Annotated in this window: 25 protein-coding genes; 17 read left to right on the top strand and 8 right to left on the bottom strand. The window is 69.1% G+C overall.

Annotated elements, in window-relative coordinates:
• The first annotated feature begins 222 nt into the window (after positions 1-222).
• The 3 genes from IG98_RS0103090 to pssA all read left to right on the top strand — a co-directional run bounded on the left by IG98_RS0103090 (position 223) and on the right by pssA (position 2,808).
• A complete protein-coding gene (locus IG98_RS0103090) occupies positions 223-1,212 on the top strand; it encodes a TerC family protein (protein ID WP_030905052.1) in 990 nt (329 codons plus the stop codon).
• A 128-nt stretch (positions 1,213-1,340) separates the two neighbouring features.
• Positions 1,341-1,988, top strand: a complete 648-nt coding sequence (locus tag IG98_RS0103085) for a phosphatidylserine decarboxylase (protein WP_030905050.1) — start codon at positions 1,341-1,343, stop codon at positions 1,986-1,988.
• Positions 1,975-2,808 (top strand): CDP-diacylglycerol--serine O-phosphatidyltransferase, encoded by an 834-nt coding sequence (gene pssA, locus IG98_RS0103080; RefSeq protein ID WP_030905048.1) that lies wholly within the window; start codon positions 1,975-1,977, stop codon positions 2,806-2,808. The genes IG98_RS0103085 and pssA overlap by 14 nt, the downstream gene beginning before the upstream one ends.
• A 63-nt stretch (positions 2,809-2,871) precedes the next feature.
• Here pssA and IG98_RS0103075 read toward each other — a convergent pair whose 3' ends face one another.
• Positions 2,872-3,513: an MBL fold metallo-hydrolase gene (locus IG98_RS0103075; RefSeq protein ID WP_030905046.1), complete on the bottom strand. Its 642-nt coding sequence runs from the start codon at positions 3,511-3,513 to the stop codon at positions 2,872-2,874.
• A 275-nt stretch (positions 3,514-3,788) separates the two neighbouring features.
• Between IG98_RS0103075 and uvrA the strand changes: the two genes are divergently transcribed.
• The 7 genes from uvrA to whiA all read left to right on the top strand — a co-directional run bounded on the left by uvrA (position 3,789) and on the right by whiA (position 12,783).
• A complete protein-coding gene (gene uvrA / locus IG98_RS0103070) occupies positions 3,789-6,629 on the top strand; it encodes an excinuclease ABC subunit UvrA (protein ID WP_030905044.1) in 2,841 nt (946 codons plus the stop codon).
• A gap of 94 nt (positions 6,630-6,723) precedes the next feature.
• Positions 6,724-7,143: a Rieske (2Fe-2S) protein gene (locus IG98_RS0103065; protein ID WP_030905042.1), complete on the top strand. Its 420-nt coding sequence runs from the start codon at positions 6,724-6,726 to the stop codon at positions 7,141-7,143.
• 208 nt (positions 7,144-7,351) lie between these two features.
• A complete protein-coding gene (locus IG98_RS0103055; protein WP_030905041.1) occupies positions 7,352-7,804 on the top strand; it encodes a Rieske (2Fe-2S) protein in 453 nt (150 codons plus the stop codon).
• Positions 7,805-7,949: 145 nt separating this feature from the next.
• The gene (uvrC, locus tag IG98_RS0103050; RefSeq protein ID WP_051751420.1) at positions 7,950-9,908 is read left to right on the top strand and encodes an excinuclease ABC subunit UvrC; all 1,959 of its coding nucleotides are present in this window, start codon (positions 7,950-7,952) and stop codon (positions 9,906-9,908) included.
• Complete coding sequence (rapZ, locus tag IG98_RS0103045; RefSeq protein WP_030905037.1) at positions 9,905-10,777, top strand: RNase adapter RapZ; 873 nt, start codon at positions 9,905-9,907, stop codon at positions 10,775-10,777. Before uvrC ends, rapZ begins: the two co-directional genes overlap by 4 nt.
• Complete coding sequence (locus tag IG98_RS0103040; protein ID WP_030905035.1) at positions 10,774-11,709, top strand: gluconeogenesis factor YvcK family protein; 936 nt, start codon at positions 10,774-10,776, stop codon at positions 11,707-11,709. Before rapZ ends, IG98_RS0103040 begins: the two co-directional genes overlap by 4 nt.
• Positions 11,710-11,802: 93 nt before the next feature.
• Positions 11,803-12,783, top strand: coding sequence for a DNA-binding protein WhiA (whiA, locus tag IG98_RS0103035; RefSeq protein WP_030905033.1), 981 nt, complete (start codon positions 11,803-11,805; stop codon positions 12,781-12,783).
• Between the two features lie 83 nt (positions 12,784-12,866).
• Here the strand turns inward: whiA and IG98_RS44420 are convergent, their stop codons facing one another.
• Positions 12,867-13,373: a hypothetical protein gene (locus tag IG98_RS44420; protein ID WP_051751418.1), complete on the bottom strand. Its 507-nt coding sequence runs from the start codon at positions 13,371-13,373 to the stop codon at positions 12,867-12,869.
• 216 nt (positions 13,374-13,589) lie between these two features.
• Between IG98_RS44420 and gap the strand changes: the two genes are divergently transcribed.
• From gap to IG98_RS0103005, 5 genes are all read left to right on the top strand, one after another.
• Positions 13,590-14,594, top strand: coding sequence for a type I glyceraldehyde-3-phosphate dehydrogenase (gene gap / locus IG98_RS0103025; protein ID WP_030905029.1), 1,005 nt, complete (start codon positions 13,590-13,592; stop codon positions 14,592-14,594).
• Entirely contained in the window at positions 14,594-15,781 is a 1,188-nt protein-coding gene (locus IG98_RS0103020; RefSeq protein WP_030905026.1) for a phosphoglycerate kinase, read from the top strand. Before gap ends, IG98_RS0103020 begins: the two co-directional genes overlap by 1 nt.
• 7 nt (positions 15,782-15,788) lie before the next feature.
• Positions 15,789-16,574, top strand: a complete 786-nt coding sequence (tpiA, locus tag IG98_RS0103015) for a triose-phosphate isomerase (protein WP_030905023.1) — start codon at positions 15,789-15,791, stop codon at positions 16,572-16,574.
• A gap of 132 nt (positions 16,575-16,706) precedes the next feature.
• Entirely contained in the window at positions 16,707-16,937 is a 231-nt protein-coding gene (gene secG, locus IG98_RS0103010; protein WP_030905020.1) for a preprotein translocase subunit SecG, read from the top strand.
• Between the two features lie 77 nt (positions 16,938-17,014).
• Entirely contained in the window at positions 17,015-17,362 is a 348-nt protein-coding gene (locus IG98_RS0103005) for an RNA polymerase-binding protein RbpA (RefSeq protein WP_012892502.1), read from the top strand.
• A gap of 166 nt (positions 17,363-17,528) precedes the next feature.
• Here IG98_RS0103005 and dhaL read toward each other — a convergent pair whose 3' ends face one another.
• Complete coding sequence (gene dhaL / locus IG98_RS0103000; RefSeq protein WP_030905013.1) at positions 17,529-18,152, bottom strand: dihydroxyacetone kinase subunit DhaL; 624 nt, start codon at positions 18,150-18,152, stop codon at positions 17,529-17,531.
• A gap of 140 nt (positions 18,153-18,292) precedes the next feature.
• Entirely contained in the window at positions 18,293-19,291 is a 999-nt protein-coding gene (locus IG98_RS0102995) for a dihydroxyacetone kinase subunit DhaK (RefSeq protein WP_030905009.1), read from the bottom strand.
• An 86-nt stretch (positions 19,292-19,377) separates the two neighbouring features.
• Here IG98_RS0102995 and IG98_RS0102990 point away from each other — a divergent pair, with 86 nt between their 5' ends.
• Together IG98_RS0102990 and IG98_RS0102980 are read left to right on the top strand one after the other, a co-directional pair.
• The gene (locus tag IG98_RS0102990) at positions 19,378-19,593 is read left to right on the top strand and encodes a hypothetical protein (protein WP_030905006.1); all 216 of its coding nucleotides are present in this window, start codon (positions 19,378-19,380) and stop codon (positions 19,591-19,593) included.
• Positions 19,594-19,952: 359 nt separating this feature from the next.
• Positions 19,953-20,195 (top strand): DUF6343 family protein, encoded by a 243-nt coding sequence (locus IG98_RS0102980; protein ID WP_030905004.1) that lies wholly within the window; start codon positions 19,953-19,955, stop codon positions 20,193-20,195.
• A gap of 531 nt (positions 20,196-20,726) precedes the next feature.
• Here the strand turns inward: IG98_RS0102980 and IG98_RS0102975 are convergent.
• The 4 genes from IG98_RS0102975 to IG98_RS0102960 all read right to left on the bottom strand — a co-directional run bounded on the left by IG98_RS0102975 (position 20,727) and on the right by IG98_RS0102960 (position 24,128).
• Complete coding sequence (locus IG98_RS0102975; protein ID WP_084195091.1) at positions 20,727-21,251, bottom strand: SPW repeat protein; 525 nt, start codon at positions 21,249-21,251, stop codon at positions 20,727-20,729.
• A 363-nt stretch (positions 21,252-21,614) separates the two neighbouring features.
• A complete protein-coding gene (locus IG98_RS0102970) occupies positions 21,615-22,361 on the bottom strand; it encodes a copper homeostasis protein CutC (protein ID WP_037969223.1) in 747 nt (248 codons plus the stop codon).
• Positions 22,358-23,308 (bottom strand): asparaginase, encoded by a 951-nt coding sequence (locus tag IG98_RS0102965; protein ID WP_030904996.1) that lies wholly within the window; start codon positions 23,306-23,308, stop codon positions 22,358-22,360. The genes IG98_RS0102970 and IG98_RS0102965 overlap by 4 nt, the downstream gene beginning before the upstream one ends.
• Complete coding sequence (locus IG98_RS0102960; RefSeq protein ID WP_030904994.1) at positions 23,301-24,128, bottom strand: amino acid ABC transporter permease; 828 nt, start codon at positions 24,126-24,128, stop codon at positions 23,301-23,303. Before IG98_RS0102960 ends, IG98_RS0102965 begins: the two co-directional genes overlap by 8 nt.
• Positions 24,129-24,207 lie beyond the last annotated feature (79 nt).

Genomic DNA, 24,207 nt, shown 5'->3' with positions numbered 1-24,207 from the left:
AGGGCGTGATGTTGAATTAGGCGCCACCATGCCGGAGACCTATACTGGCGTGTTTAGGGGGGGAGTATCCCTTCGCGGCAGTCTCGTCATCACGGTGTTGCCTCGCTCCACGAGGCCCCCGGGGCTGTCGGTCCGCGTTTCGACATATCTCGGTCGATGCCTCATGCGGGCGGGAGAGACCTCCGGCAGTCTGTCGTGCGCGCCGCCGGAGGTTTATCAGTTGTGATTGTTCCTGTCTGGGCATGGTTGGCCGTTATCGGCGGTCTGCTCGTCGTTCTCGCCTTCGATCTGTGGATCGTCGACCGGGGTGAGCCGCGGGAGTTCTCCCTCAAGCAGGCCGGGTTCTGGGTCAGCTTCTATGTCACCCTCGCGGTGATCTTCGGTATCGTGCTGTGGATCTCCGCGGGCCCCACCTCCGCGGGACAGTTCTTCGCCGGCTACATCACCGAGTACAGCCTGAGCGTCGACAACCTTTTCGTCTTCTACATCATCATGACCCGCTTCGCGGTGCCGAGGATCTACCAGCACAAGGTGCTGCTGATCGGCATCCTGATGGCGCTGGTCATGCGCAGCATCTTCATCGCCGTCGGCGCCGCCGCCCTGGCCAACTTCGGCTGGCTGTTCTACGTCTTCGGCCTGTTCCTGATCTACACCGCGGTCCAGCTCATCCGCCAGTTCGGCCAGGAGGAGGACCTTCCGGAGAACGCGGTCCTGCGCTGGGCCCGGCGTGTGCTGCCGCACACCGACGACTACGTGGGGTCCAGGGTCGTCGTCAAGGTCAACGGCAGGCGCATGGTCACCCCGCTGCTGATCGTCATGATCGCCATCGGCACCACCGACCTGCTGTTCGCGCTCGACTCGATTCCGGCGATTTTCGGCCTGACCACCGACGCCTTCATCGTCTTCACCGCGAACGCGTTCGCGCTGATGGGTCTGCGCCAGCTCTACTTCCTGCTGGGGGGTCTGCTCCAGCGGCTGGTCTACCTCAGCTTCGGTCTCGCGTTCATCCTCGGTTTCATCGGGGTTAAGCTGATCCTCGAGGCGCTGCACTCCAGTGGCGTCTCCTGGGCTCCCGAAGTGCCGATCTGGGTGTCACTGTCGGTCATCGTCGTCACGATGGCCGTCACCACCGCGATCAGCCTGGCGAAGGTCCGGCGTGATGCTCGCGCAAGCAAGGAAAACACCACCCCGGCGAGTGTCGAGCAGGGCTAGCGAATCGGCGTGTGAGGCGCTTTGCTTGTCTCATTGCGCCTTATAAGGGCTAAGAGATGGGTAACATCCTGCCCCAGAGCGGGTAGACATACCGGTCTAATGCCGCAAGACATCACAAAAGGTTCCCTGTGTCCCACGATTCAGCAAGCCACCGGCCAGGTCCGCTGGGCCTGGCACGTGGCGTCTCCCCGTGGTTGCTCCCGACCGTGGCCGCCGCCACTGTGACCTCCCTGCTCAGCCGCCGTGACCGGCGCTGGGCGCTGGCGGCGGTTCCGCTGACCGCGCTCACCGGTGGGATGCTCTGGTTCTTCCGCGATCCGGATCGGACGCCGGGCACCGGGCGGATCCTGTCGCCCGCGGACGGTGTGGTGCAGAGCATCGATCCATGGCCGGACGGCCGGACCAGGGTGGCGATCTTCATGAGCCCACTCGACGTGCACGTCAACCGGGCGCCACTGGCCGGAACGGTCACCTCGGTGGAGCACGTCTCCGGGGGGTACCTGCCCGCGTTCAACAAGGACAGCGATACCAACGAGCGGGTCGTCTGGCACCTGGACACCGCGCTCGGCGACATCGAGTTCGTCCAGATCGCCGGTGCGGTCGCTCGCCGCATCGTGCCCTACGTGGCCGAGGGGGCGAAGGTCGCCAGAGCCGAGCGGATCGGCCTGATCAGGCTTGGCTCGCGGGTCGACGTCTACCTCCCCGAGGGGATCGCCCCGGCGCTCTCGGTGGGCCAGCGGACCATCGCGGGGGTGACCGGTCTTGACCACGGCTGACGCGAGCTGGCCGATGGACGAGACGGACGACGAGCCGCGAGGGCCCGTGGGCAAGGCGTTCCGCCTGTCGGCCGCCGACTCCCTCTCGCTTGGCAACGCCCTCTGTGGCTTCCTGGCGGTCTGCGTGCTCTCCTGGTCGGCCATCAACGCGCTGCAGGAGGGCAAGCCCTTCGCGGCCGACCCCCGGTTCTTCGGCACCGCCGTGGTGCTCCTGCTGATCGGTGCCACCTGTGATCTGTTCGACGGCCTGGTGGCCAGGAAGTTCCGCGCCTCGGCGATGGGGGCCGAGCTGGACAACCTCGCCGACGTGATCAGCTTCGGCTTCGCCCCCGCCTTCATGGTGGTCATCTGGGCGGGGTTCAATCAGCAGATCCCGTTCCTGCTGGTGATGACCGCGGCGGCGTCCGTGCTGCTGGCCGGGGTCATCCGGCTGGCGCGTTTCGCCTGCGTGAAGACCAAGAGCGGCGATTTCATGGGCCTGCCCATCCCGATGGGCGCCATGACCGTGGTCTCGGTCGTACTGCTGTTCCCTCCGTCGACCTGGACGATCCTGCCCATCTTCGGTGTGGCGTATCTCATGGTGAGCCGGATCGAGTACCCCAAGCCCAAGGGCAACGTGGCCGCCGGGGTGCTCGCCTGGATGATGATCAACGTTGCCTGCCTGACCATCTGGGTCGCGGGCCTGGCCGGTGGCGACACGCTGATCAAGGTCGGGGCCGTCATGCAGATGACGATCGTGGCGACCATCCCGCTGCGCGTCCTGATGTTCAAGCGGGAGAAGCGCAAGGAGCAGCGCAGGGCGTCCGCCGAAGTCGGCTGACCGCCGGAACCGCCCGCAGGGACCGGCGGTCCCGCGGGCGGAGGATCCCCGGCGGCGCGGGCGTCACCAGCCCCGCTCGCGCCATTCGGGCAGGTGGGGACGCTCGGCGCCGAGCGTGGTGTCCTTGCCGTGGCCCGGATAGACCCAGGTGTCGTCCGGCAGCCGGTCGAAGATCCGCTCTGACACGTCGGCGAAGAGCTGGGCGAACCGCTCGGGATCCTTGTTGGTGTTGCCGACGCCGCCGGGGAAGAGCGAGTCGCCGGTGAACAGGTGGCCGGGGTGGTACAGGGCGATCGAACCCGGGGTGTGCCCGCGCAGGTGGATCACCTCCAGGCCGACCTCGCCGACGGTGATCTCCTCGCCGTGCTCCACCTCCAGGTCCACCGGCACCGGCAGCCCCGGCGCGTCGAGCGGGTGGGCGATCACCGAGGCACCGGTCGCCCTGGCGACCTCCGCAAGGGCCTGCCAGTGGTCGCCGTGCTGGTGGGTGGTGATGATCTTGCTGATCGGCCGGTCACCGATGAGCTCCAGCAGCCGGTCGGGCTCGGCGGCCGCGTCGATGAGCACGCCGTCACCGGTCCGGGTGCACCGGAGCAGGTAGGCGTTGTTGTCGAACAGGCCGACGGCCAGTTTGGCGATCGTCAGGCCGGGCAGCTCACGCAGGTCTGCGGGGCCGCCGACCTGCACATCACCGGTGTACGTCACGGATTCTCCTCGGATGGTGTCACGGCGGGGCGGGACGGGGCGCGAGTGGTGCCCGGCCCCACCCTCATCATCGCCGCCCGGCGGGTGAGGCGGGGCATAAGGGGGGTGTTCACACTGTTGAAACCGGGGATGACCTGCCGCATCCAAGGGAAGGCCGTAATCTGGAGAGGGCGGGGAACCCCTGAGCTCCGGACGCCGGCCCGGAAAATTGTCGGTCCCTCTCGCTAGTCTTCCCGCGACCGCTTCCAACCCTCTAAATCGACGTCGGGACTACTGTGGCTGACCGCCTCATCGTGCGTGGTGCGCGCGAACACAACCTCAAGGACGTCTCGCTGGACCTCCCGCGAGACTCTCTGATCGTCTTCACCGGGCTGTCCGGCTCGGGCAAGTCCAGTCTGGCCTTCGACACGATCTTCGCCGAAGGTCAGCGCCGCTATGTCGAGTCACTGTCGGCCTACGCGCGGCAGTTCCTCGGGCAGATGGACAAGCCCGACGTCGACTTCATCGAGGGTCTCTCACCCGCGGTGTCGATCGACCAGAAGTCGACGAGCCGCAACCCGCGCTCCACGGTCGGCACGATCACCGAGGTCTACGACTACCTGCGCCTGCTCTGGGCGCGCATCGGCAAGCCGCACTGCCCCCGATGCGGGCGGGCGATCGCCAGGCAGAGTCCCGAGCAGATCGTCGACCGGGTGATGGAGCTTCCCGAGGGCACCCGCTTCCAGGTGCTCGCCCCGGTGGTCCGCGGCCGTAAGGGCGAGTACGCCGAGCTTTTCAGCCAGTTGCAGGCCAAGGGCTTCGCCCGTGCCCGCGTCGACGGCACGGTGGTCCGGCTGGATGAGCCGCCGACGCTGAAGAAGCAGGAGAAGCACGACATTGAGGTGATCGTCGACCGCCTGGCGGTGAAGGAGGGCGCGAGCAGCCGTCTGACCGGCTCGGTGGAGACCGCCCTGCAGTTGTCGGGCGGGACGATCACCCTGGAGTTCGTCGACCTGCCCGAGGACGACCCGAACCGCGAGCGCTTCTACTCGGAGCATCTCTACTGCCCCTACGACGACCTGTCGTTCGAGGAGCTGGAGCCCCGTTCGTTCTCCTTCAACTCGCCCTTCGGCGCCTGCCCGGAGTGCACGGGCCTGGGCGTCCGCATGGAGGTCGACCCCGACCTGATCGTGCCCGACCCGGAGAAGCCGCTGGGCGAGGGCGCGATCTCCCCGTGGGCCGGGGGTCACACCAGCGACTACTTCGTCCGCCTCGTCGAGGCGCTCGGCCTGAACATGGGGTTCAGCCTCGACACCCCGTGGGAGCGGCTGCCGAAGAAGGCGCAGAAGGCCCTGCTCTACGGCCACGACGAGCAGGTCCACGTCCGCTACAGCAACCGCTACGGCCGGGAGCGCTCCTACTACACCACCTTCGAGGGGGCCATCCCCTGGGTGCAGCGTCGCCACGGTGAGTCCGACAGCGACGGCATGCGCGAGAAGTACGAAGGCTACATGCGGGAGATCCCGTGCCCGGCCTGCGAGGGAGCCAGGCTCAAGCCGGTCTCGCTGGCCGTCACGGTCGACGGCCGCTCGATCGCCGAGGTCTCGGCGATGTCGATCGGCGACTGCGCGACGTTCCTGGCGGGGCTGAAGCTGTCGGATCGTGACATGCACATCGCCGAGCGGGTGGTCAAGGAGATCAACGCCCGGATGGGCTTCCTGCTCGACGTGGGCCTTGACTACCTGACCATGGACAGGGCCTCGGGCACCCTCGCGGGTGGTGAGGCACAGCGCATCCGGCTCGCCACCCAGATCGGCTCCGGCCTGGTCGGTGTGCTGTACGTGCTGGACGAGCCCTCCATCGGCCTGCACCAGCGCGACAACCAGCGGCTGCTGGAGACCCTGATCAGACTGCGCGACATGGGCAACACGCTCATCGTGGTCGAGCACGACGAGGACACCATCGCCGCCGCCGACTGGGTGGTCGACATCGGCCCGGGGGCGGGCGAGCACGGCGGCCAGGTCGTCGTCTCCGGCACCGTGGCCGACCTGCTGGCCTCGGAGGAGTCGATGACCGGCGCCTACCTGTCCGGCCGCAAGACCATCGCCATCCCTCCCGTACGCCGCAGGCGCGACAGGAAGCGGCAGCTCACCGTGAAGGGGGCCCGCGAGCACAACCTCAAGGGCGTCGACGTGGAGTTCCCCCTCGGGCTGCTGACCGCGGTCACCGGGGTCTCGGGGTCCGGCAAGTCCACCCTGGTCAACGACATCCTCTACAACGCGCTGGCCAAGGAGCTGAACGGCGCGCGTACCGTCCCCGGCCGGCACGCGCGGGTCAACGGGATGGACCTGGTCGACAAGGTCGTGCACGTGGACCAGTCGCCGATCGGCCGCACACCCCGTTCCAACCCGGCGACCTACACCGGCGTCTTCGACAAGGTCCGTGACCTGTTCGCGCAGACCACGGAGGCCAAGGTCCGCGGCTACCAGAAGGGGCGCTTCAGCTTCAACGTCAAGGGCGGCCGGTGCGAGGCGTGCTCGGGAGACGGCACCCTAAAGATCGAGATGAACTTCCTGCCGGACGTCTACGTGCCCTGTGAGGTCTGTCACGGGGCGCGCTACAACCGGGAGACCCTGGAGGTCCACTACAAGGGCAAGACGATCTCCGAGGTGCTCGACATGCCGATCGAGGAGGCTCTGGGCTTCTTCGACTCCATCCCGTCGATCAAGCGCTACCTGCAGACGCTCCACGACGTCGGCCTGGGGTACGTCAGGCTCGGCCAGCCCGCCACGACCCTGTCCGGCGGTGAGGCCCAGCGCGTCAAGCTCGCCTCCGAACTGCAGCGCCGCTCCACCGGCCGGACGATCTACGTGCTCGACGAGCCCACCACCGGCCTGCACTTCGAGGACATCCGCAGGCTGCTGGGTGTGCTGGGCAAGCTCGTCGACGGCGGGAACACGGTCATCGTCATCGAGCACAACCTCGACGTGATCAAGACCGCGGACTGGCTGATCGACATGGGCCCGGAGGGCGGCTCCAAGGGAGGCACCGTGCTCGCCGTCGGCACGCCCGAGGACGTCGCCCTGGTCGACGAGAGCCACACCGGCCGCTTCCTGCGCAAGATCCTCGGCACCTGAAGGCCGGATTCGGAACCGGGCTTCCGCGTCAATACCCTTGACGCGGAAGCCCGGTTCTGACGGGGATGATGTTGCGAGAAGGGCCGCAGTGAGCATGCAGGAAACCTCCGCCGGGCCCGCGCGCAGGCAGGTGATCGCCGCCGCGGGGGCCGTGGCGTGCGGGGCGGCGCTGGCCGGATGCGGCAGCGGGGAACCCGCCGCCGCCATCGTGCCGCCGGGGATCAAGGGGAAGGTCATCGCGAGGACCGCCGACGTCCCGGTGGGCGGCGGCAAGGTGATCAGCAAGTGGAAGATCGTGATCACCCAGCCGACCTCTGGGGTGTTCAGGGCGTTCACGGCGAGCTGCCCGCACCGGGGGTGCGCGGTCGGAAGGGTCGGGGACGGCGTCATCCGCTGCCCCTGCCACGGCAGCGAGTTCGCCGCCGACTCCGGCAAATGCCTCAAGGGCCCGGCGGAGGCGCCGCTGGTCCAGTACGCGCTGAAGGTCGAGGGTGACGGGATCATCATGGTCTGACGGTTCGCGCCGCCCTCTCCGCCAGGGGGGATCCGTCGAGCCCGCCGGGGCCGAAATCCGCGATGAGGGTTTCCATGGAATTCTCCAGATGATCCAGAAAGAGCGCCAGGGGCGTCATTCTTCACAGTCTCCTGACACGGCGTACGGCATGCTGAACCGTCATCGGGGTGCCAGCCATACCTGAAGATGATGATCCTGGAGGAGATACATGACTGAGACGACGCGTCGTACGGTGATATTGGGTGCCGGAGGGGCCGGGGTGGCGGCGGTGCTGACCGCGTGCGGGAGCTCGGAAGAGCCCGCGGCGAGCGGCGGTGACACCTCCTCGACCGCGTCCTCGCAGGCGCCGGAGGCCGGCGCGGGCGACGCGGCGGCGAACGTCCTGGCCAAGACGGCGGACATTCCCGAGGGGGGCGGCAAGGTCTTCAAGGACCAGAAGATCGTGATCACCCAGCCGGCCGCGGGCCAGTTCAAGGCGTTCAGCTCCGTCTGCACCCACCAGGGATGCGACGTGGACAAGGTCGTGGACGGCACCATCGACTGCCCGTGTCACCACAGCAAGTTCAAGATCGCTGATGGTTCCGTGGCGGGCGGCCCGGCCTCGAAGCCGCTGGAGGAGAAGGCGATCAAGGTGGACGGCGACTCCATCAGCCTCGCCTGAATCCGGTCACGCCCCGCCGCCGGAAGAACTCGCCCCGGCGGCGGGGTCGCCTGTCACCGGTTCTCCGGGGACGGAGGCCGTGCCGGGAAAAGCGGTAAGGAAACCTGTCGGTCCGGGCCGATAGGCTTTCCACGTGGCGAGATCTGTGGGTGGTCCGGCGAGTTTCCGGCCGAAGCCGGGGTCGATCCCCGAGTCCCCCGGCGTCTACCGGTTCAAGGACGCCGGAGGCCGGGTCGTCTACGTCGGCAAGGCCAAGAGCCTGCGCCAGCGGCTCAACTCCTACTTCGCCGACTTCGCGGGCCTGCATCCGCGCACCCAGACCATGCTCACGACCGCCGTGGACGTCGACTGGACCGTCGTCGGCACCGAGGTCGAGGCGCTCCAGCTCGAATACTCCTGGATCAAGGAGTACGACCCGCGGTTCAACGTCAAATACCGCGACGACAAGTCCTATCCCTACCTCGCGGTCACCATGGGCGAGGAGTTTCCCCGGGTCCAGGTGCTACGCGGGGCCAAGCGCAAGGGCACCCGCTACTTCGGCCCCTACTCCCACGCCTGGGCGATCAGGGAGACCGTCGACCTGCTGCTCCGGGTGTTCCCGATCAGGAGCTGCTCGACGGGGGTGTTCCGGCGGGCCGCGCAGGTCGGGCGCCCCTGCCTGCTGGGTTACATCGACAAGTGCTCCGCCCCCTGCGTCGGCCGGGTCACCGCCGAGGAGCACCGGAAGCTGGCCGACGACTTCTGCGAGTTCATGGCCGGCAACACCGGCCGGTTCGTCAAGCGGCTGGAGCGCGAGATGCGCGAGGCCGCCGCCGCGCAGGAGTACGAGCGGGCGGCCAGGCTGCGCGACGACATCGGAGCCCTGCAGCGGGCGATGGAGAAGCAGGCGGTGGTCCTGGGCGACAACACCGACTGCGATGTGATCGCCCTGACGGAGGATCCGCTGGAGGCCGCCGTCCAGGTCTTCTACGTCCGTGACGGGCGGATCAGGGGTCAGCGCGGCTGGGTGGTGGACAAGGTCGAGGAGGCCACTCCCGGCGAGCTGGTCGAGCAGTTCCTGCTGCAGATGTACGGTGACGCGGCCGCCGAGGCGCTGCCCAGGGAGGTGCTGGTCCCCGTCCTGCCACCCGACACGGAGGCGGTCTCCGAGCTGCTCGGCGAGCAGCGCGGGGCCAGGGTGGAGATCAGGGTTCCGCAGCGGGGTGACAAGAGGTCGCTGATGGAGACCGTCGAGCGCAACGCCGTGGAGTCCCTGAAACAGCACAAGCTCAAGCGGGCCGGCGACCTGACCGCGCGGAGCAGGGCGCTGCAGGAGGTCGCCGACGCTCTCGGTCTGGACCAGGTGCCGCTCCGCATCGAGTGCTACGACGTCTCCCACCTGCAGGGCACCGACGTGGTGGCCTCCATGGTGGTGTTCGAGGACGGCCTGGCCCGCAAGAGCGAGTACCGCAGGTTCTCGGTGCGCTCCACCGAGGGCGACGTCGCCTCCATCTACGAGGTGATCTCCCGCCGCTTCAAGCGCTACCTGGAGGAACGTTCGGCCACCGGGGATCTCGACGCCGACGCCATGGCAGAGCCAGGAGAGGGGCCGGGTGAGGGGCCCGGCGAGGGGCTGCGGACCCAGGGCATCGACCCGGAGACCGGCAGGCCGCGCAAGTTCGCCTACCCGCCCAACCTGGTCGTCGTCGACGGCGGTCCGGCGCAGGCCGCGGCGGCCCGCAGGGCGCTCGACGAACTGGGCGTCGACGACGTGGCGGTGTGCGGCCTGGCCAAGCGGCTGGAGGAGGTCTGGCTGCCCGGTGAGGACCTGCCGGTGATCCTCGCCCGCGCCAGCGAGGCCCTTTACCTTCTCCAGCGGGTGCGCGACGAGGCTCACCGCTTCGCCATCACCTACCATCGATCCAAGCGGTCGAAGAGCGTCAAGGAAAGCGCTCTGGACGAGGTTCCCGGACTCGGCCCGGCCCGCAGGCAGGCGTTGATCAAGCATTTCGGATCGGTGAAACGGCTGCGGGAGGCGACCGCGGCACAGATCTGCGAGGTTCCCGGGATCGGCCCCTCGACGGCCGAGACGATCGTGTCGGTCTTGAAGGGGCAGAACCCATGAGCGAAAGAGAGTCCGCGTTCGTCCTCGTCACCGGAATGTCGGGGGCGGGGCGGAGCACCGCCGCCAAGGCCCTGGAGGATCTGGGGTGGTTCGTCATCGACAACCTGCCGCCGGGGCTGCTGTTCGCCATGGCCGAGGAGGCGGGGCGGGCCAAGCTGGCCGCCGACAAGGTGGCCGCGGTGGTCGACGTGCGCAGCCTGGCCTTCACCAGTGACCTCAACAGTGCCATCGAGGAGCTGGAGGGGCGCGGCGTCGGCGTGCGCGTGGTGTTCCTTGAGGCCAGTGACGAGGAGCTGGTCCGCAGGTTCGAGAACGTCCGCCGCCCGCACCCGCTGCAGAGCGACGGCCGGCTGGTCGACGGGATCGCCCGCGAGCGCGGCATCCTGCGTGAGGTCCGGGCCAACGCCGACCTGGTGATCGACACCTCCAACCTCAACGTCCACGAGCTCAGGGGGAAGATCGTCGCCTTCTTCGGTGGCGAGGATCGTCCGGGCCTGCGGGTCAACGTCGTCTCCTTCGGCTACAAGTACGGCCTGCCGGTCGACGCGGACATGGTCGTCGACTGCCGGTTCCTGCCCAATCCGCACTGGGTTCCCGAACTTCGCCCCATGAACGGCCTGGACGCCCCCGTACGGGAGTACGTTCTCAACCAGGCGGGTGCGAAGGAACTCCTGGACGCCTACGACGAGATGTTCGCCATCATCGCCTCCGGCTACACCCGCGAGGGCAAGAGCTACGCCACGCTCGCCGTCGGCTGCACCGGGGGCAAGCACCGCAGCGTCGCCATGGCCGAGCAGATCGGCGGTCGGCTGCGGGATCGGGGTGGCATGGAGGTGCAGGTAAGCCATCGGGATGTGGGCCGGGAGTGAATGAAGGTCTCAAGGTTGTCGCGCTGGGTGGAGGGCACGGGCTGTACGCCTCGCTGTCGGCACTGCGGAGGGTCACCTCCCGGCTGACGGCGGTGGTCACCGTGGCCGACGACGGAGGTTCCAGCGGCCGCCTCCGCCGCGAGTTCGGCGTGTTGCCCCCGGGAGACCTGAGGATGGCGCTGGCCGCCCTGTGCGGTGACGACGAGTGGGGCCACACCTGGAGCGAGGTCGTCCAGCATCGCTTCCGCAGCGATGGTGACCTGGACGGCCACGCGATCGGCAACCTGCTGATCGTGGCGCTCTGGGAGCGCCTGGGCGACACGGTCGCCGGGCTCGACTGGCTCGGGCGGCTGCTCGGCGCGCACGGGCGGGTGCTGCCGATGTCCTCGGTGCCACTTGACATCGCCGCCGAGGTGGAGCTGGACGGTCTGGTGAGCACGGTGCGCGGCCAGGTGGCCTGCGCGCTCACCCCGGGCAGGGTCCGGGCCATCTCGCTGGTCCCCGAGGACCCACCGGCGTGCCCAGAGGCCGTTGAGGCGGTCCTGGACGCCGACTGGGTGGTGTTCGGCCCCGGCTCCTGGTTCACCAGCGTGCTGCCCCACCTGAAGGTGCCCGAACTGGCCGAGGCGTTGCACACCACCCGCGCGCGGCGCCTGGTCACGCTGAACCTCGCTCCCCAGGCGGGGGAGACCGACGGTTTCTCCCCCCAGAAACACCTGGAGGTGCTGCGTCAGCACGCGCCGTCCCTGGAGGTGGACGTGGTCGTCGCGGACACCGGCGTGGCCGACGACGGTGAGGAACTGGAGAAGGCGGTGGCCGGCTTTGGCGGGCGGCTGGTCCTGGCCTCGGTGGCGGATGAGGACGGCTCGCCGCGACACGATGCACAACGTCTTGCCTCCGTCCTGGACGAGATTTTCCGTGCGAAGCGTTGATCCTGGTCAGCGGTGCTCAGGAGTGCGAGAAACTGCTGTGAGCCCGATTCATCTCGGGCCGCATGGGGTCTGTATGGGGGAGGACGAACGCGCATGGCGATGACAGGTGTGGTCAAGGACGAGCTGAGCAGGCTGACGGTCCTGAAGCCTTGCTGCCGTAAGGCCGAGGTGTCGACGCTGCTGCGGTTCGCGAGCGGTTTGCACCTGGTGAGCGGCCGGATCGTGATCGAGGCCGAGTTGGACACCAACGTCACCGCCCGGCGGCTTATCAAGGACATCGGTGAAGTCTTCGGGCACAAGGCGGAGGTGCTCGTGCTGGCCCCGGCGGGGTTGCGCAAGGGATCGCGCTACCTCGTGCGGGTCTACCGTGACGGGGAGGCGCTGGCCCGCCAGACCGGCCTGATCGACAACCACGGGCGCCCGGTCCGTGGCCTGCCCCGCCAGGTCGTCGCCGGGGCGGCCTGCGATGCCGAGGCGGCCTGGCGGGGGGCGTTCCTGGCGCACGGCTCGCTCACCGAGCCCGGGCGCTCGATGTCGCTGGAGGTCACCTGTCCGGGGCCCGAGGCGGCGCTCGCGCTGGTCGGGTCGGCGCGGCGGCTGAAGATCCATGCCAAGGCCCGCGAGGTGCGCGGCGTCGACCGGGTGGTGGTCCGTGACGGCGACGCCATCGGCGCGCTGCTGACCAGGCTGGGCGCCCACGACAGCGTGCTGGCCTGGGAGGAGCGGCGGATGCGCCGTGAGGTCCGGGCGACGGCCAACCGGCTGGCCAACTTCGACGACGCCAACCTGCGCCGCTCGGCCCGCGCCGCGGTCGCCGCCGGAGCCAGGGTCCAGCGGGCACTGGAGATTCTCGGGGAGGAGGCCCCGGAGCACCTGGTGATCGCCGGCCGCCTGCGGGTGGAGCACAAGCAGGCGTCCTTGGAGGAGCTCGGCCAGCTCGCCGACCCGCCCCTGACCAAGGACGCCATCGCCGGTCGCATCCGCCGGCTGCTGGCCATGGCCGACAAGCGCGCTCAGGACATCGGCATCCCCAATACCGAGGCCAATCTCACCGTCGACATGCTGGCCCCCTGACGCGTCCCCGGTCCGGAAGGGCGGCGTCGCGCCCGGTGATCGCACCGAGAGCGCGGCTCCGATACGTGCCGTTCAAGGCCCGCTCAGGGCTGCTTTTTGGGCGCGAAGTAGTCCACCTGGTCGGCCTCGTCCGGCTGCGGGACGGACGAGGCGGTGTGGGCTTCGCGGGCGGCCTTGACTCTTCTGCTCACGAAGCCGAAGCCCGCGTAGGCGGCGATCGCCCAGAACAGCAGTGACTTGGGATCGCGCCGGAGATCCTCGGGGAAGGTGTTGAGAACCTGGGTCAGCGCCGAGCCGTAGTCGTCGCCGGAGGCCCGTACCCAGATGATCACGTATCCGGCGACCTGGCCGAGCGCGGCGCCGATCAGGGAGAAGAGGGCGGCCAGCGGCGGCAGCACCGGGCTCGTCGGCCTGACCGCCATCATGGCGAGGCCGACGAGGAGACCGACGCCGATGGCGGCGAAGCCGATCTCGTACCCGCTGAAGCCGATGAGCGCGCCGTAGGCCGCGGCGCCGACCAGGGTGGCGCCGAGACCGGTAAAAATACCTGGTAGAAGCCCGTTTGCCAGATGTGGATCGTTGTCCGTCATGGCAGCTCCTCGTGAGGCCGAAGGGGTTTACGGTGACGAGTCGGGCACTTTACTTGAATGGTGCGATACCTGTTCATGGGTTAAGGAATAACGGACCTCCCCCCTCCAGTGGTCTACACCAATTTAGGTCCGATAAGGTTCGTGGTTGAGGTTTCAGTCAGCCCCAAGTCGCCGGTCCTCATGACTGGCGCACCGACGTACGAGGAGATCGGCACCGTGACCATCCGCGTAGGCGTCAATGGATTCGGCCGGATCGGCCGCAACTTCTGGCGCGCGGTCGCTGCCAGCGGCAAGGACATCGAGATCGTGGCGGTCAACGACCTGACCGACAACGCCACGCTCGCCCACCTGCTGAAGTACGACAGCATTCTCGGCCGCCTGCCGTACGAGGTGAAGAGCACCGCCGACGAGATCATCGTGGACGGCAAGGCCATCAAGGCCTTCGCCGAGCGCGACCCCGCCAAGCTGCCCTGGGGTGACCTGGGCGTGGACGTCGTGGTGGAGTCGACCGGCTTCTTCACCGACGCGAACAAGGCCCGAGTGCACGCCGAGAACGGTGCCAAGAAGGTCATCATCTCGGCCCCGGCCAAGAACGAGGACGTCACCGTCGTGATGGGCGTCAACCACGACAAGTACGACCCGGCCAAGCACACGGTCATCTCCAATGCCTCCTGCACCACCAACTGCCTGGCGCCGATGGCCAAGGTCATCAACGACACCTTCGGTATCGAGAAGGGTCTGATGACCACCATCCACGCCTACACGCAGGACCAGAACCTGCAGGACGCCCCGCACAGCGACCTGCGCCGCGCCCGCGCCGCCGCGATCAACATCGTGCCGACCTCGACCGGTGCGGCCAAGGCCATCGGCCTGGTGCTGCCCGAGCTCAAGGGCAAGCTCGACGGTTACGCGCTGCGGGTGCCGATCCCCACCGGCTCGGCCACCGACCTCACCGTCGAGGTCGGCCGCGAGACCACGGTCGAGGAGGTCAACGCCGCACTCAAGGCCGCGGCCGAGGGCGAGCTCAAGGGCTACCTCACCTACACCGAGGACCCGATCGTCTCCTCCGACATCGTCACCGACCCCTCGTCCTGCATCTTCGACTCCGCCCTCACCAAGGTGATCGGCAACCAGGTCAAGGTCGTCGGCTGGTACGACAACGAGTGGGGCTACTCCAACCGTCTCGCCGACCTCATCGAGCTGGTCGGCGCCGACCTCTGATGAAGGACATCTCCGAGTTCGACGTGGACGGTCGGCGCGTCCTGGTACGCGCCGACCTCAACGTCCCCCTGGAGGGGGACGTCATCACCGACGACGGCCGCATCCGCGCCTCGGTGCCGACGATCGAGGAACTCGCCCGCAGGGGCGCCCGCGTGATCGTCGTCGCGCACCTGGGGCGCCCCAAGGGCAAGCCGAACCCGGACTACTCCCTGGCCCCCGTCGCCAAGCGGCTGGGCGAGCTCCTGGGCACGGACGTCGCCTTCGCGACCGACGTGGTCGGGAAGTCGGCCCAGGAGGTCGTGGAGGCGCTTCAGGACGGCCAGGTGGCCCTGCTGGAGAACCTGCGCTTCGAGCCCGGTGAGGAGTCCAAGGACGACGCCGAGCGGGCCGGGTTCGCGGCCAGGCTGGCCGCCCTCGCCGACCTCTACGTGGGCGACGGCTTCGGCGCGGTGCACCGCAAGCACGCCAGCGTCTACGACGTGCCCGCCCTGCTGCCGCACGCCGCGGGCCGGCTGGTCCTGGCCGAGGTCGAGGTGCTCAAGAGGCTGACCGAGACCACCGAACGGCCGTACGCCGTGGTGCTGGGCGGTGCGAAGGTCTCCGACAAGCTCGGGGTCATCGGCAACCTGCTCACCAAGGTCGACAGGCTCCTCATCGGCGGCGGCATGGCCTACACCTTCCTGAAGGCACAGGGGTACGAGGTGGGCCGGTCGCTGCTCCAGGAGGACCAGCTCGACCAGGTGCGGGGCTTCCTGAACGAGGCGGCCAAGCGTGGCGTGCAGCTCGTCCTGCCGGTCGACGTGCTGGCGGCCACCGAGTTCGCCGAGGACGCCGAGTACGAGGTGGTCGACGCCACCGCGATCCCGGCCGACCGCCAGGGCCTCGACATCGGCCCGCGCACCCGCGAGTTGTTCGCGAACAAGCTGGCCGACGCCAGGACCGTGTTCTGGAACGGCCCGATGGGCGTCTTCGAGTTCGAGGCGTTCTCCGGCGGAACCCGCGCGGTCGCCGAGGCGTTGATCGGCTTGGAGGCCTTCACGGTCGTCGGCGGGGGAGACTCGGCCGCCGCCGTGCGCAGGCTCGGCCTGCCCGAGGACGGGTTCTCGCACATCTCCACCGGTGGCGGGGCCAGCTTGGAATACCTGGAGGGCAAGACCCTCCCCGGACTCGTGGCGCTGGAGAGGTAGAGGTCAGATGAGCACCGCTCGCAAGCCGCTCATAGCCGGCAACTGGAAGATGAACCTCAATCACCTTGAGGCCATCGCCCACACCCAGAAGCTCGCCTTCGCGCTGGGCGACAAGGACTTCGACCGGGCCGACGTGGCCGTGCTGCCGCCCTTCACCGATCTGCGCAGCGTGCAGACCCTGGTGGACGGCGACAAGCTGCGGATCCTCTATGGTGCCCAGGACCTGTCGCAGCACGACGGCGGCGCCTACACCGGTGAGATCTCCGGGGCCATGCTCGCCAAGCTCGGCTGCACCTTCGCCACGATCGGGCACTCCGAGCGCCGCCAGTACCACCACGAGGATGACGACGTCGTCAACGCCAAGGTGCAGGCGGCCTACCGGCACTCGCTCACCCCCATCCTGTGTGTGGGGGAGGGGCTGCCGGTGCGCCAGGCGGGCGGCCAGGTGGCCCACAGCGTCGCGCAGCTCGAAGGGGCGCTTCGCAAGGTCACCGCCGAGCAGGTCGCCTCGATCGTGCTCGCCTACGAGCCGGTCTGGGCGATCGGCACCGGCGAGGTGGCCACCCCTGACGACGCGCAGGAGGTCTGCGGGGCCCTCCGGGAGCGACTCGCCGAGCTGTACGACGCCGATGTGGCCGCGGGTGTCCGTATCCTTTACGGTGGGTCGGTCAAGTCTGACAACATCGCGGGCATCATGGCGAAGCCCGATGTCGACGGTGCCCTGGTCGGTGGCGCGAGCCTCGATGCCGGGGAATTCGTGAAAATTTGCCGTCTTGGCGAATTGTCGAGTTGACTGGTCCGTTTGGGGGGCGTGATTTGACAGCACGTCATACCCTCTTAGAGCAGGTTTGAATCGTCACGCCTCTGGCGTACACAAGGGTCGTGCCCGGACGCGGGACACGCGCACATAGGGAACAGGTCAACGGTGACAATCGGAATCTCCATCGCCCTCATCCTGTCGAGCTTGCTGATGATGCTGCTCGTCCTGCTCCACAAGGGCAAGGGCGGTGGTCTCTCGGATCTGTTCGGTGGCGGTTTCTCGTCGTCGTTCGGAGGCTCCTCCGTGGTGGAGCGCAACCTTGACAGGCTCACCGTCATCACCGGTGTGGTCTGGTTCGTCTGCATCATCGCGCTGGGCCTGCTCCTGAGGCCCTGACCTGGCTTCGACAGGCGTGACAGTGGTTCAGTCCCCGCATCCCCAAGCGGCGGGGCCATCGAGCAAGGAGTTCATCCGTGGGTAGTGGCAACGCGATCCGTGGCAGCCGTGTCGGTGCCGGCCCCATGGGGGAGGCGGAGCGTGGCGAGGCGGCCCCCCGTGTACGGGTCCCTTTCTGGTGCGCGAACATGCATGAGACGCGCCCCAGTTTCGCCAGCGACGCGGCCGTTCCCGAGTTCTGGGACTGCCCTCGGTGTGGTCTCCCCGCAGGTCAGGACGAGGCCAACCCGCCCGCGCCGCCGCGTAACGAGCCTTACAAGACGCACCTCGCGTATGTGAAGGAGCGTCGCAGCGACAAGGACGGCGCACAGATCCTGGCCGAGGCCCTGGAGCGGCTGCGCTCCTCCTCGCGTCCGATCTACTAGCCGGACCCTTTGCACGTGATCTGCCGGTAAGCGCGCTCCGAAGACCCCCGTGGGATCACCCACGGGGGTCTTTCGCGTCTCCCGCGACCGGGTAGGCGATGATGCCCGACGCCGACGACGGCCCCGCCCGCCTCGGCTGGGACTCCGCCAGCCGGCCGCACGTCCGTTAAGACCCGTCAGCGGACTCGAAGAACAGGGCGACCGCGACGGCCCCGGGGTCGGGCGCGCCCAGGGCGGCCTCGCCGACATAGCTGGCCCGGCCCCGGCGGGCGATGATCGAGGAGGTGGAGTCGGCTCCGGCGCGGGCCGCCTCCGCCGCCAGCCGTAGTGCCCGCACGGCGGGAACGTCGTTCTCCGCGGCCTCGGCCAGGGCGTCCGCCGCCGGGGCCATGGCGTCGACCATCGTCCTGTCGCCCACCGAGGCTGAGCCCAGCCTGCGGACCGCGGCCACCCCGTTCCTGGCGGCGTCGGCGAGCAGTGCCGTGCTGAAGGCGGGACCGCCCTGCCCGGCCAGCGCGAACTCGCGGAACCACATGCCGAACAGCGGCCCGCTGGTGCCGCCGGAGTGTTCGAGGAAGGCCGTCGAGAGGCTGGAGAACGCTGCCCCGGCATCGGCGGGGGAGGGGGAGAGCTTCGCCTTGGCCCTGGTGAGCGCGGTGACCATGTTGGTGCCGAAGTCACCGTCACCGCTGCGGCGGTCCAGTTCGGTCAACTCCTGGACCCGGTCGTCGATCCGGGCGATGAACCGCTCGACCCACGACAGTACGGCCTGGGGTTCGAGGTCGTTCATGTGTTTCTCCTTCGAGTACCGGGACGGGACGCGAGGCCGGTCGATTCGGGCTTACCCGGTGGCTGACCCGTGACGATGCTCATATGCGGAGAACCGGACCGGTCAGGTGACCGTCGCCGATCGCCGGAGCCGTGGGCGGGTCACCAGGTGAGGGCGGCGGTGCGCACCGGGTCGTCCCACAGGCCGACGAGCTCCTCGTCCGCGCGGATCAGGGTGACCGAGCAGCCCGCCATGTCCAGGGCGGTGACATAGGAGCCCACCAGCTGCCGGGCGACCGTCACCCCCCGGGCGTCGAGGAGCCGGGTCACCTGCCGGTAGGCCGCGAGCAGTTCCAGCTGGTGGGTGGAGCCGAGGCCATTGACGATCACGAAGACCGCGTCGCCCCTGCTCAGCCCGAGGTCGTCGGCGACCGGCTCGGTCAGCGCGGCCACCAGCTCGTCGGCGGGGGCCACGGGGATCTGCCGGACTCCCCGCTCGCCGTGGATGCCGACGCCGAACTCGACCTGGCCCGCTTCCAGGTCGAACGAGGGTACGGACTGGCCGGGGTGGGTGCAGGCCCGCAGGGCCAGGGACATGGTCCGGGCGTTGCCCGCGACGCGGCGGCCGAGCGTGGCCACCGTGGACAGGTCGGCGCCCCGCTCGGCGGCGGCGCCGCAGATCTTCTCGACGGCGACGACGGCGGCGGTGCCCCGCCGCCCCGGGCCGCCCTCGACGGAGGTGTCGGTGGCCAGGTCGTCGTCGACGAGCACGGTCTCGATCCGGATGTCGCCGGAGATCTCGGCGGCGATGGTGAAGTTCAGCACGTCGCCGGTGTAGTTCTTGACCACGTGGACGACCCCCCGGCCGTCGTCGACCGCCTCGGTGGCCGCCTGGATCTGGATCGCGGTGGGGCTGGCGAAGACCGCTCCCGGCACCGCGGCGTCCAGCATGCCGTACCCCACGAAACCGGTGTGCAGGGGTTCGTGCCCGGAGCCGCCGCCGGACAGCACGCCCACCTTGTACGGCCGCCGGTCATCGGCCCTGATGACGAAGCTGGGATCGCGGTTCCAGCGCAGCCGCCCCCGCTGGCTGAGCTCCAGTCCTTCGAGCGCCTCGCCGACGAGCTCCTGCGGGTCGTTGACCAGCTGATGTGCGGCCACCTGGCCCCTCCTTGCATCGCGAACGCTCTGTTCCTACCCGGTTTCAGACCCCTGACGTCCCCGGAAATCAGTCTCTGCTGTCCGCCGTGTCCAGCGGGGTCTTCGAGGAGGTGTGGGACAGCACGTTCGACGTCTCGCGGCGGATGCCGGCGGTGACGGCCGGGCTGTTGCGCTCCGGCGCCACGGCCGCGAAGGGCGAGAGCAGTGGTCTCGCGCACGGCCGGGAGCGGTGGCTCACCCTGGCCGATCGGGCGGCCGAGGCGACGGATCGGGATACGGATACTGGCGCTTCACCCCGATGAGCCCTCCACGTCGCCCCCCGCCGAACCGTGAGCCTCTTCGGCGAGTGACGGCCTCGGAGGTCCGTACCCGGTCCCATGAGCGGTCCTGGCGGTCTCCGCCGGTCGCCGGGCTCACCGGAGACCCGTGAATGGTCGAGGATCGCCTCGTAGGCAAGGTGAACGCCTGGTCACCGAGGCAATCCGGTGCTGTTTCGCAGTGGACCTCCGGTAGTGCGGGAAACCCGGGAGGCCTGCTGCACAACCGGGGTGAAGACCATGATGCCGTGGGTGATCCGGGATGTCCTGGGTAAGGGCTGGGAGATGCCCCTCGCACAGATATGGGCAGGTGAGGAGATCGGTATCGCCCCGGAGGTGGTCTCATGAAGGAGCAGCCGGGAACGCATGACCATCCGAAGAGCGCGCTGAACCTGCGGCTCGCGCTGGCGATTTTCGGCCTGGTGGTCTGTACGGTTCTGGCGGTCTTCGCGGCACAGGGCGGGTTCACACCGCTCACCGTGGCCTTTGCCGTGCTGGCGGCCATCGCCGTCGTGGACATCGTGGTGGTCGGGATCCGGATCGTCCGCAGGCGTCGGCGCGGTGAGCGGCACACCCTCTTCGAGTAGGTCATCCGTCCTGGCCGTGCCGGGCGACTGCCGGCGGACGGCCGGCTGCGCGGAGCCCGTGGTGAGGGGACTCACGGTGAGGCGTCCCCGAGGCATATCCCGGCATGCATGGGTGGGGTGGAACAGGCGGTCGACTCGGCGAGGGCCGCGATCCCCATGGCCGGATCACCGACGTCCCCCGCTCGGTCGAACGCGTTCGGGAGTTCTCCGGCCGGCTGGAGCCGTACAGTACGGCCATCAGGGACAGGGAGTTCCGCGCCTGCCTGGACCGCGAGCCTGTCTCCCGGCCCGTTGCCGGACCGAAGACGACGGAAGCCCGGCCGGGGGCCGGGCTCATCTGGATACGGTGCCGTCACCGCTGTGGCGGTGAGGCCGTTTTCCTGGCGGAGCGTGGGCAGATGCCGCTGGTGCTGAACTGTGCACCCCTGACGCCCCTCGGAGGGGTGGTCAGAACGTGGGTGGTTTGAAAGCGGGTGTCCCGTACAGCACCGGCGGGGCGGTCCTTCGCCGCCGCACCGATGCCACATCGACCTATGGCCTGTTGGGGAAGTCCGGCCGGTTGGGCATGTCCGGCCTGTTGGGCATATCTGTCCGGTGTGGCATGTCTCCTCGGTGGGACATGTCTCCCTTGTGCGCCATGCCAGGCATCCTCTTGGAGCCCACCGCCACCGCTCCCAGTCCGAGCAGGAGGATGACGACGCCGGTGACGACGTTGTTCCAGATGTTCCCGACTGTTGCCGAGCTGGTGGCCCAGGGGGCCACGATGGTCCAGATACCGATGATCGGCACGATCCAACTGATCCCGTACGTCCGGCCGTAGGCGGACGCGAATCCCACGGCCAGGGCGGCGAGCGCGAGGCCGGTGATGAGGTTGCTCACGGTGAGCCTGGACAGGCCGTTGAAGCCGACCACCCATGGGGAGATCGCCAGATACAGGCCAGCCAGGAGAGCCAGTCCATCGATGACCTGCGCCACCGAGCTGGATCCCGCCCGTTCGTACCGTGCCCGCATCTCTATGAGATCGGGGTGTTGTTCCAGGCTTGCGGGTCTCATCATGACCCATGCCCCCTTCCGGTTTCACGCGAAATTCGATTTCATGCGAAAGCGAATTTCTACCGGTATACCCGACATAAGCTCCAAACAGCCCAAAGAACGACAAATCTAACTAATGAAATCCTTTGGACAGGGGCGATCCAGTGGCCGTCCCCGTCCAGTGCGCCTCGCCGCCACCGAGGCGCGGCGCTCCAGGACGTTCATCATGCACAACCCGGGCACCGCCAGGCTGAGCGACTACCGCAGTTCGCCTATCGCCCAAAACGGACACAGCGCGCTCATCCGCACGTCGTGCTCAACCTCTGGTCACCACACCGGGGATGGCCACTCGGTGGCTTGATATCCAGGTGGCCCGGTCCCCGGGGGTCAGGTACCAGAGGCGGCGATCACCTCGGAGACCAGACGCGGAGAGGTGATCAGGCGGCTGTACTCGGGCTGGCGCAGTTCTCCGCCCATGAACGGGTGGGGGTTGCGGTGGACGGCGGGGCTGGGCGCGTCGACCAAGGCGGCGAAGTGGATCTCGGTGGCTCCCGTCGCCTCGACCACGCGGTGCACGTTGCGGGGAGTGATGCCGCCACCGGGCATGACGATCAGGCCGTCGCCTGCCCGCTCGACCAGGGACGCGATCAGTGGCGCGCCCTCAAGGGCGGTGACGTCCTGGCCGGAGGTGAGAACCCGGTCGACGCCCAGGGAGGCGAGGGTGTCCAGGGCGGCGAACGGGTCGGCGGTCATGTCGAAGGCCCGGTGGAAGGTGATCGAGAGGCCCCCGGCCGCACCGATGAGACGCTTGGCCACCTCGACGTTCACCTCGCCTGACGGCGTCAGCACCCCGATCACCACGCCCTGCGCGCCCGCGTCCCTGGCCATGGCCACGTCGCGCTCCATGGCCGCGACCTCGTACTCGTCGTAGATGAAGTCGCCGCCCCGGGGGCGGATGATCACGTGGACCCGGATCGTCGAGACCGCCGCGAGGGTCGCCTCGACGGTGCCGAGGGTCGGGGTCAGGCCCCCTTCGAAGAGGGACGAGCACAGCTCGACGCGGTGCGCCCCGGCCTGCTCGGCCGCGAGCGCGCCGGCGGTGCTGTCAATGCAGATTTCATAGGTAAGACTCATTTTTCCTCCAGAGCATGGATTTCACCGACTGGTAGGCCCCCGCCCAGCACCGGAACACTCGCGAAGTCGGCCGCCGGCGCGACGTTCCCGCCGGCCGCCCTGAGCGCGGCCAGCGCGATCGCGCTCGTGGCCCGCGGGCTCCCGTCGATGACCTTGACGGCCGCCGCGTGCCCGGTGGCGAGCGCGACGACGAGAACCCCCTCGGCCCCGCCCTTGGCCACCGCCCCCGGCAGCGCCCGCATCAGCGAGGTGTTCACGTGCCCGGTCCCGCCGACGTACTCGGGGTGCTCGCGCATCGCGTCGGCGACCGCCCGCGGCGCTGTCCCCGGCTCGGCGACGACCAGGGCCCGTACGGCCCGGGCCAGCCCGGTCAGCGACAGCCCGAACAGCGGGGCGCCGCACCCGTCGACGGCGACATGGGCCGCCTTCTCCCCTGACAACTCCTCGGTCACGGCACGCACCCGCCGCTGCAAGGGGTGGTCGGCGTCCAGGTAGGAGGCGGTCTCCCAGCCGGAGGCGGCGGACGCGGCGAGCATCGCGGCGTGCTTGCCCGAGCAGTTCATACGCTCGCGCGAGGCCGTCAGGCCCGCCCTGATCAGCATGTGCCGGGTGGCCTCGTCTTCCGGCCAGTCCACGGGGCAGCCGAGGGTCTCGAAGCCGAGCCCGGCCCCGGCGAGTATCTCGGCGACCAGTCGCACGTGGAAGTCCTGACCGGTGTGGCTGCCCGCGGCGATGGCCAGGCCGGGACCGTGCAGGTCCGCCCCGGACAGCAGGCAGGCCAGCGCCTGGAACGGCTTGGCCGAGGAGCGCGGCAGCACCGGCGCGCCGACCGCTCCCCTGGCGACGGCCACGGTGCCGTCGGGCGCGAGGGCGACGGCGCTGCCGAAGTGCACGCTCTCCACGAATCCGGAGCGCACCACCTCCGCGAGCGGGACGAGTTCAGGCACGGGCGGGTCTCCTTCTGAGCCGGCGGGCCCCCGGGGTGCCACGGGAGTCGAGGGTACGGGCGAGCTTGGACAGCGACGCGTTGACCACCAGGTAGATCAGCGCGACGACGATGTAGGTCTGGATGAGCAGGCCGTTGTAGGTCGCCAGGACCTTGCCGCTGTAGAGCAGTTCGGCGTAGCTGACCACGAAGCCCAGCGAGGTGTCCTTCAGCAGGCCGACCGACTGGCTGACGATCGAGGGCAGCACCCGCCGGGCCGCCTGCGGCAGCACGATCAGGCGCATGGTCTGGCCCTGGGTGAGCCCGACCGCGAGCCCGGCCTCGCCCTGGCCGCGCTCCACCGACAGCACTCCGGCGCGGAAGATCTCCGCGAACGCCGCGGCGTTCGAGATCGCCAGCGGCACCACGAGTTTCCAGAACAGCGGCAGATCCAGCCCGTAGCGGGGCAGTGCGAACAGCACGACGTATACCAGCAGCAGCGCCGGGATGGTCCGCACGACCTCCACGTACGCCGCGGCGGGCACGCGTACCCACCCTCGCCGCGACAGCCGCCCGAGGGCCAGTGCCAGTCCGGCGGCCATCGCCAGCGCGGCCGAGACGACGGCGGCGAGCGCGGTGGCCCACAGCCCGTTCAGCAGATAGCGCCACATCGGCCAGGTCGCGTACGGCGACCAGCGGTCGGCGTCGAGCTGGCCGCCTGCGGCGAACTGGCGCACCGCCAGCGCCAGCAGAGCCAGCACCGCGACCGCCCCCACCGCGGTCGCGATCCGTATCCTGCGGCGGGCGCGCGGCCCAGGCTGGTCGAAGAGCAGGTTGCTCACCGGACCACCGCCGGTTCGCCCGAGCCCGCGGCCTGAGCGGCGACCGGCCCGCCAGGGGACCGGACACTCACCGCTCCGT

Origin of the sequence: Streptosporangium amethystogenes (assembly GCF_000721075.1) — a bacterium.
GTDB classification, from domain to species: domain Bacteria; phylum Actinomycetota; class Actinomycetes; order Streptosporangiales; family Streptosporangiaceae; genus Streptosporangium; species Streptosporangium amethystogenes.
Note: the sequence above shows the minus strand (reverse complement) of the source record. Positions and strands in the feature narration are given on the sequence as shown.

Coding starts and splice junctions, on each gene's coding strand:
- whiA (WP_030905033.1), top strand. CDS start 11,803: ATGGCGATGACAGGTGTGGTCAAGGACGAGCTGAGCAGGCTGACGGTC.
- IG98_RS0102975 (WP_084195091.1), bottom strand. CDS start 21,251: ATGATGAGACCCGCAAGCCTGGAACAACACCCCGATCTCATAGAGATG.
- IG98_RS0103055 (WP_030905041.1), top strand. CDS start 7,352: ATGACTGAGACGACGCGTCGTACGGTGATATTGGGTGCCGGAGGGGCC.
- rapZ (WP_030905037.1), top strand. CDS start 9,905: ATGAGCGAAAGAGAGTCCGCGTTCGTCCTCGTCACCGGAATGTCGGGG.
- dhaL (WP_030905013.1), bottom strand. CDS start 18,152: ATGAACGACCTCGAACCCCAGGCCGTACTGTCGTGGGTCGAGCGGTTC.
- IG98_RS44420 (WP_051751418.1), bottom strand. CDS start 13,373: ATGACGGACAACGATCCACATCTGGCAAACGGGCTTCTACCAGGTATT.
- IG98_RS0103020 (WP_030905026.1), top strand. CDS start 14,594: ATGAAGGACATCTCCGAGTTCGACGTGGACGGTCGGCGCGTCCTGGTA.
- IG98_RS0102980 (WP_030905004.1), top strand. CDS start 19,953: ATGAAGGAGCAGCCGGGAACGCATGACCATCCGAAGAGCGCGCTGAAC.
- IG98_RS0103065 (WP_030905042.1), top strand. CDS start 6,724: ATGCAGGAAACCTCCGCCGGGCCCGCGCGCAGGCAGGTGATCGCCGCC.
- IG98_RS0102970 (WP_037969223.1), bottom strand. CDS start 22,361: ATGAGTCTTACCTATGAAATCTGCATTGACAGCACCGCCGGCGCGCTC.
- tpiA (WP_030905023.1), top strand. CDS start 15,789: ATGAGCACCGCTCGCAAGCCGCTCATAGCCGGCAACTGGAAGATGAAC.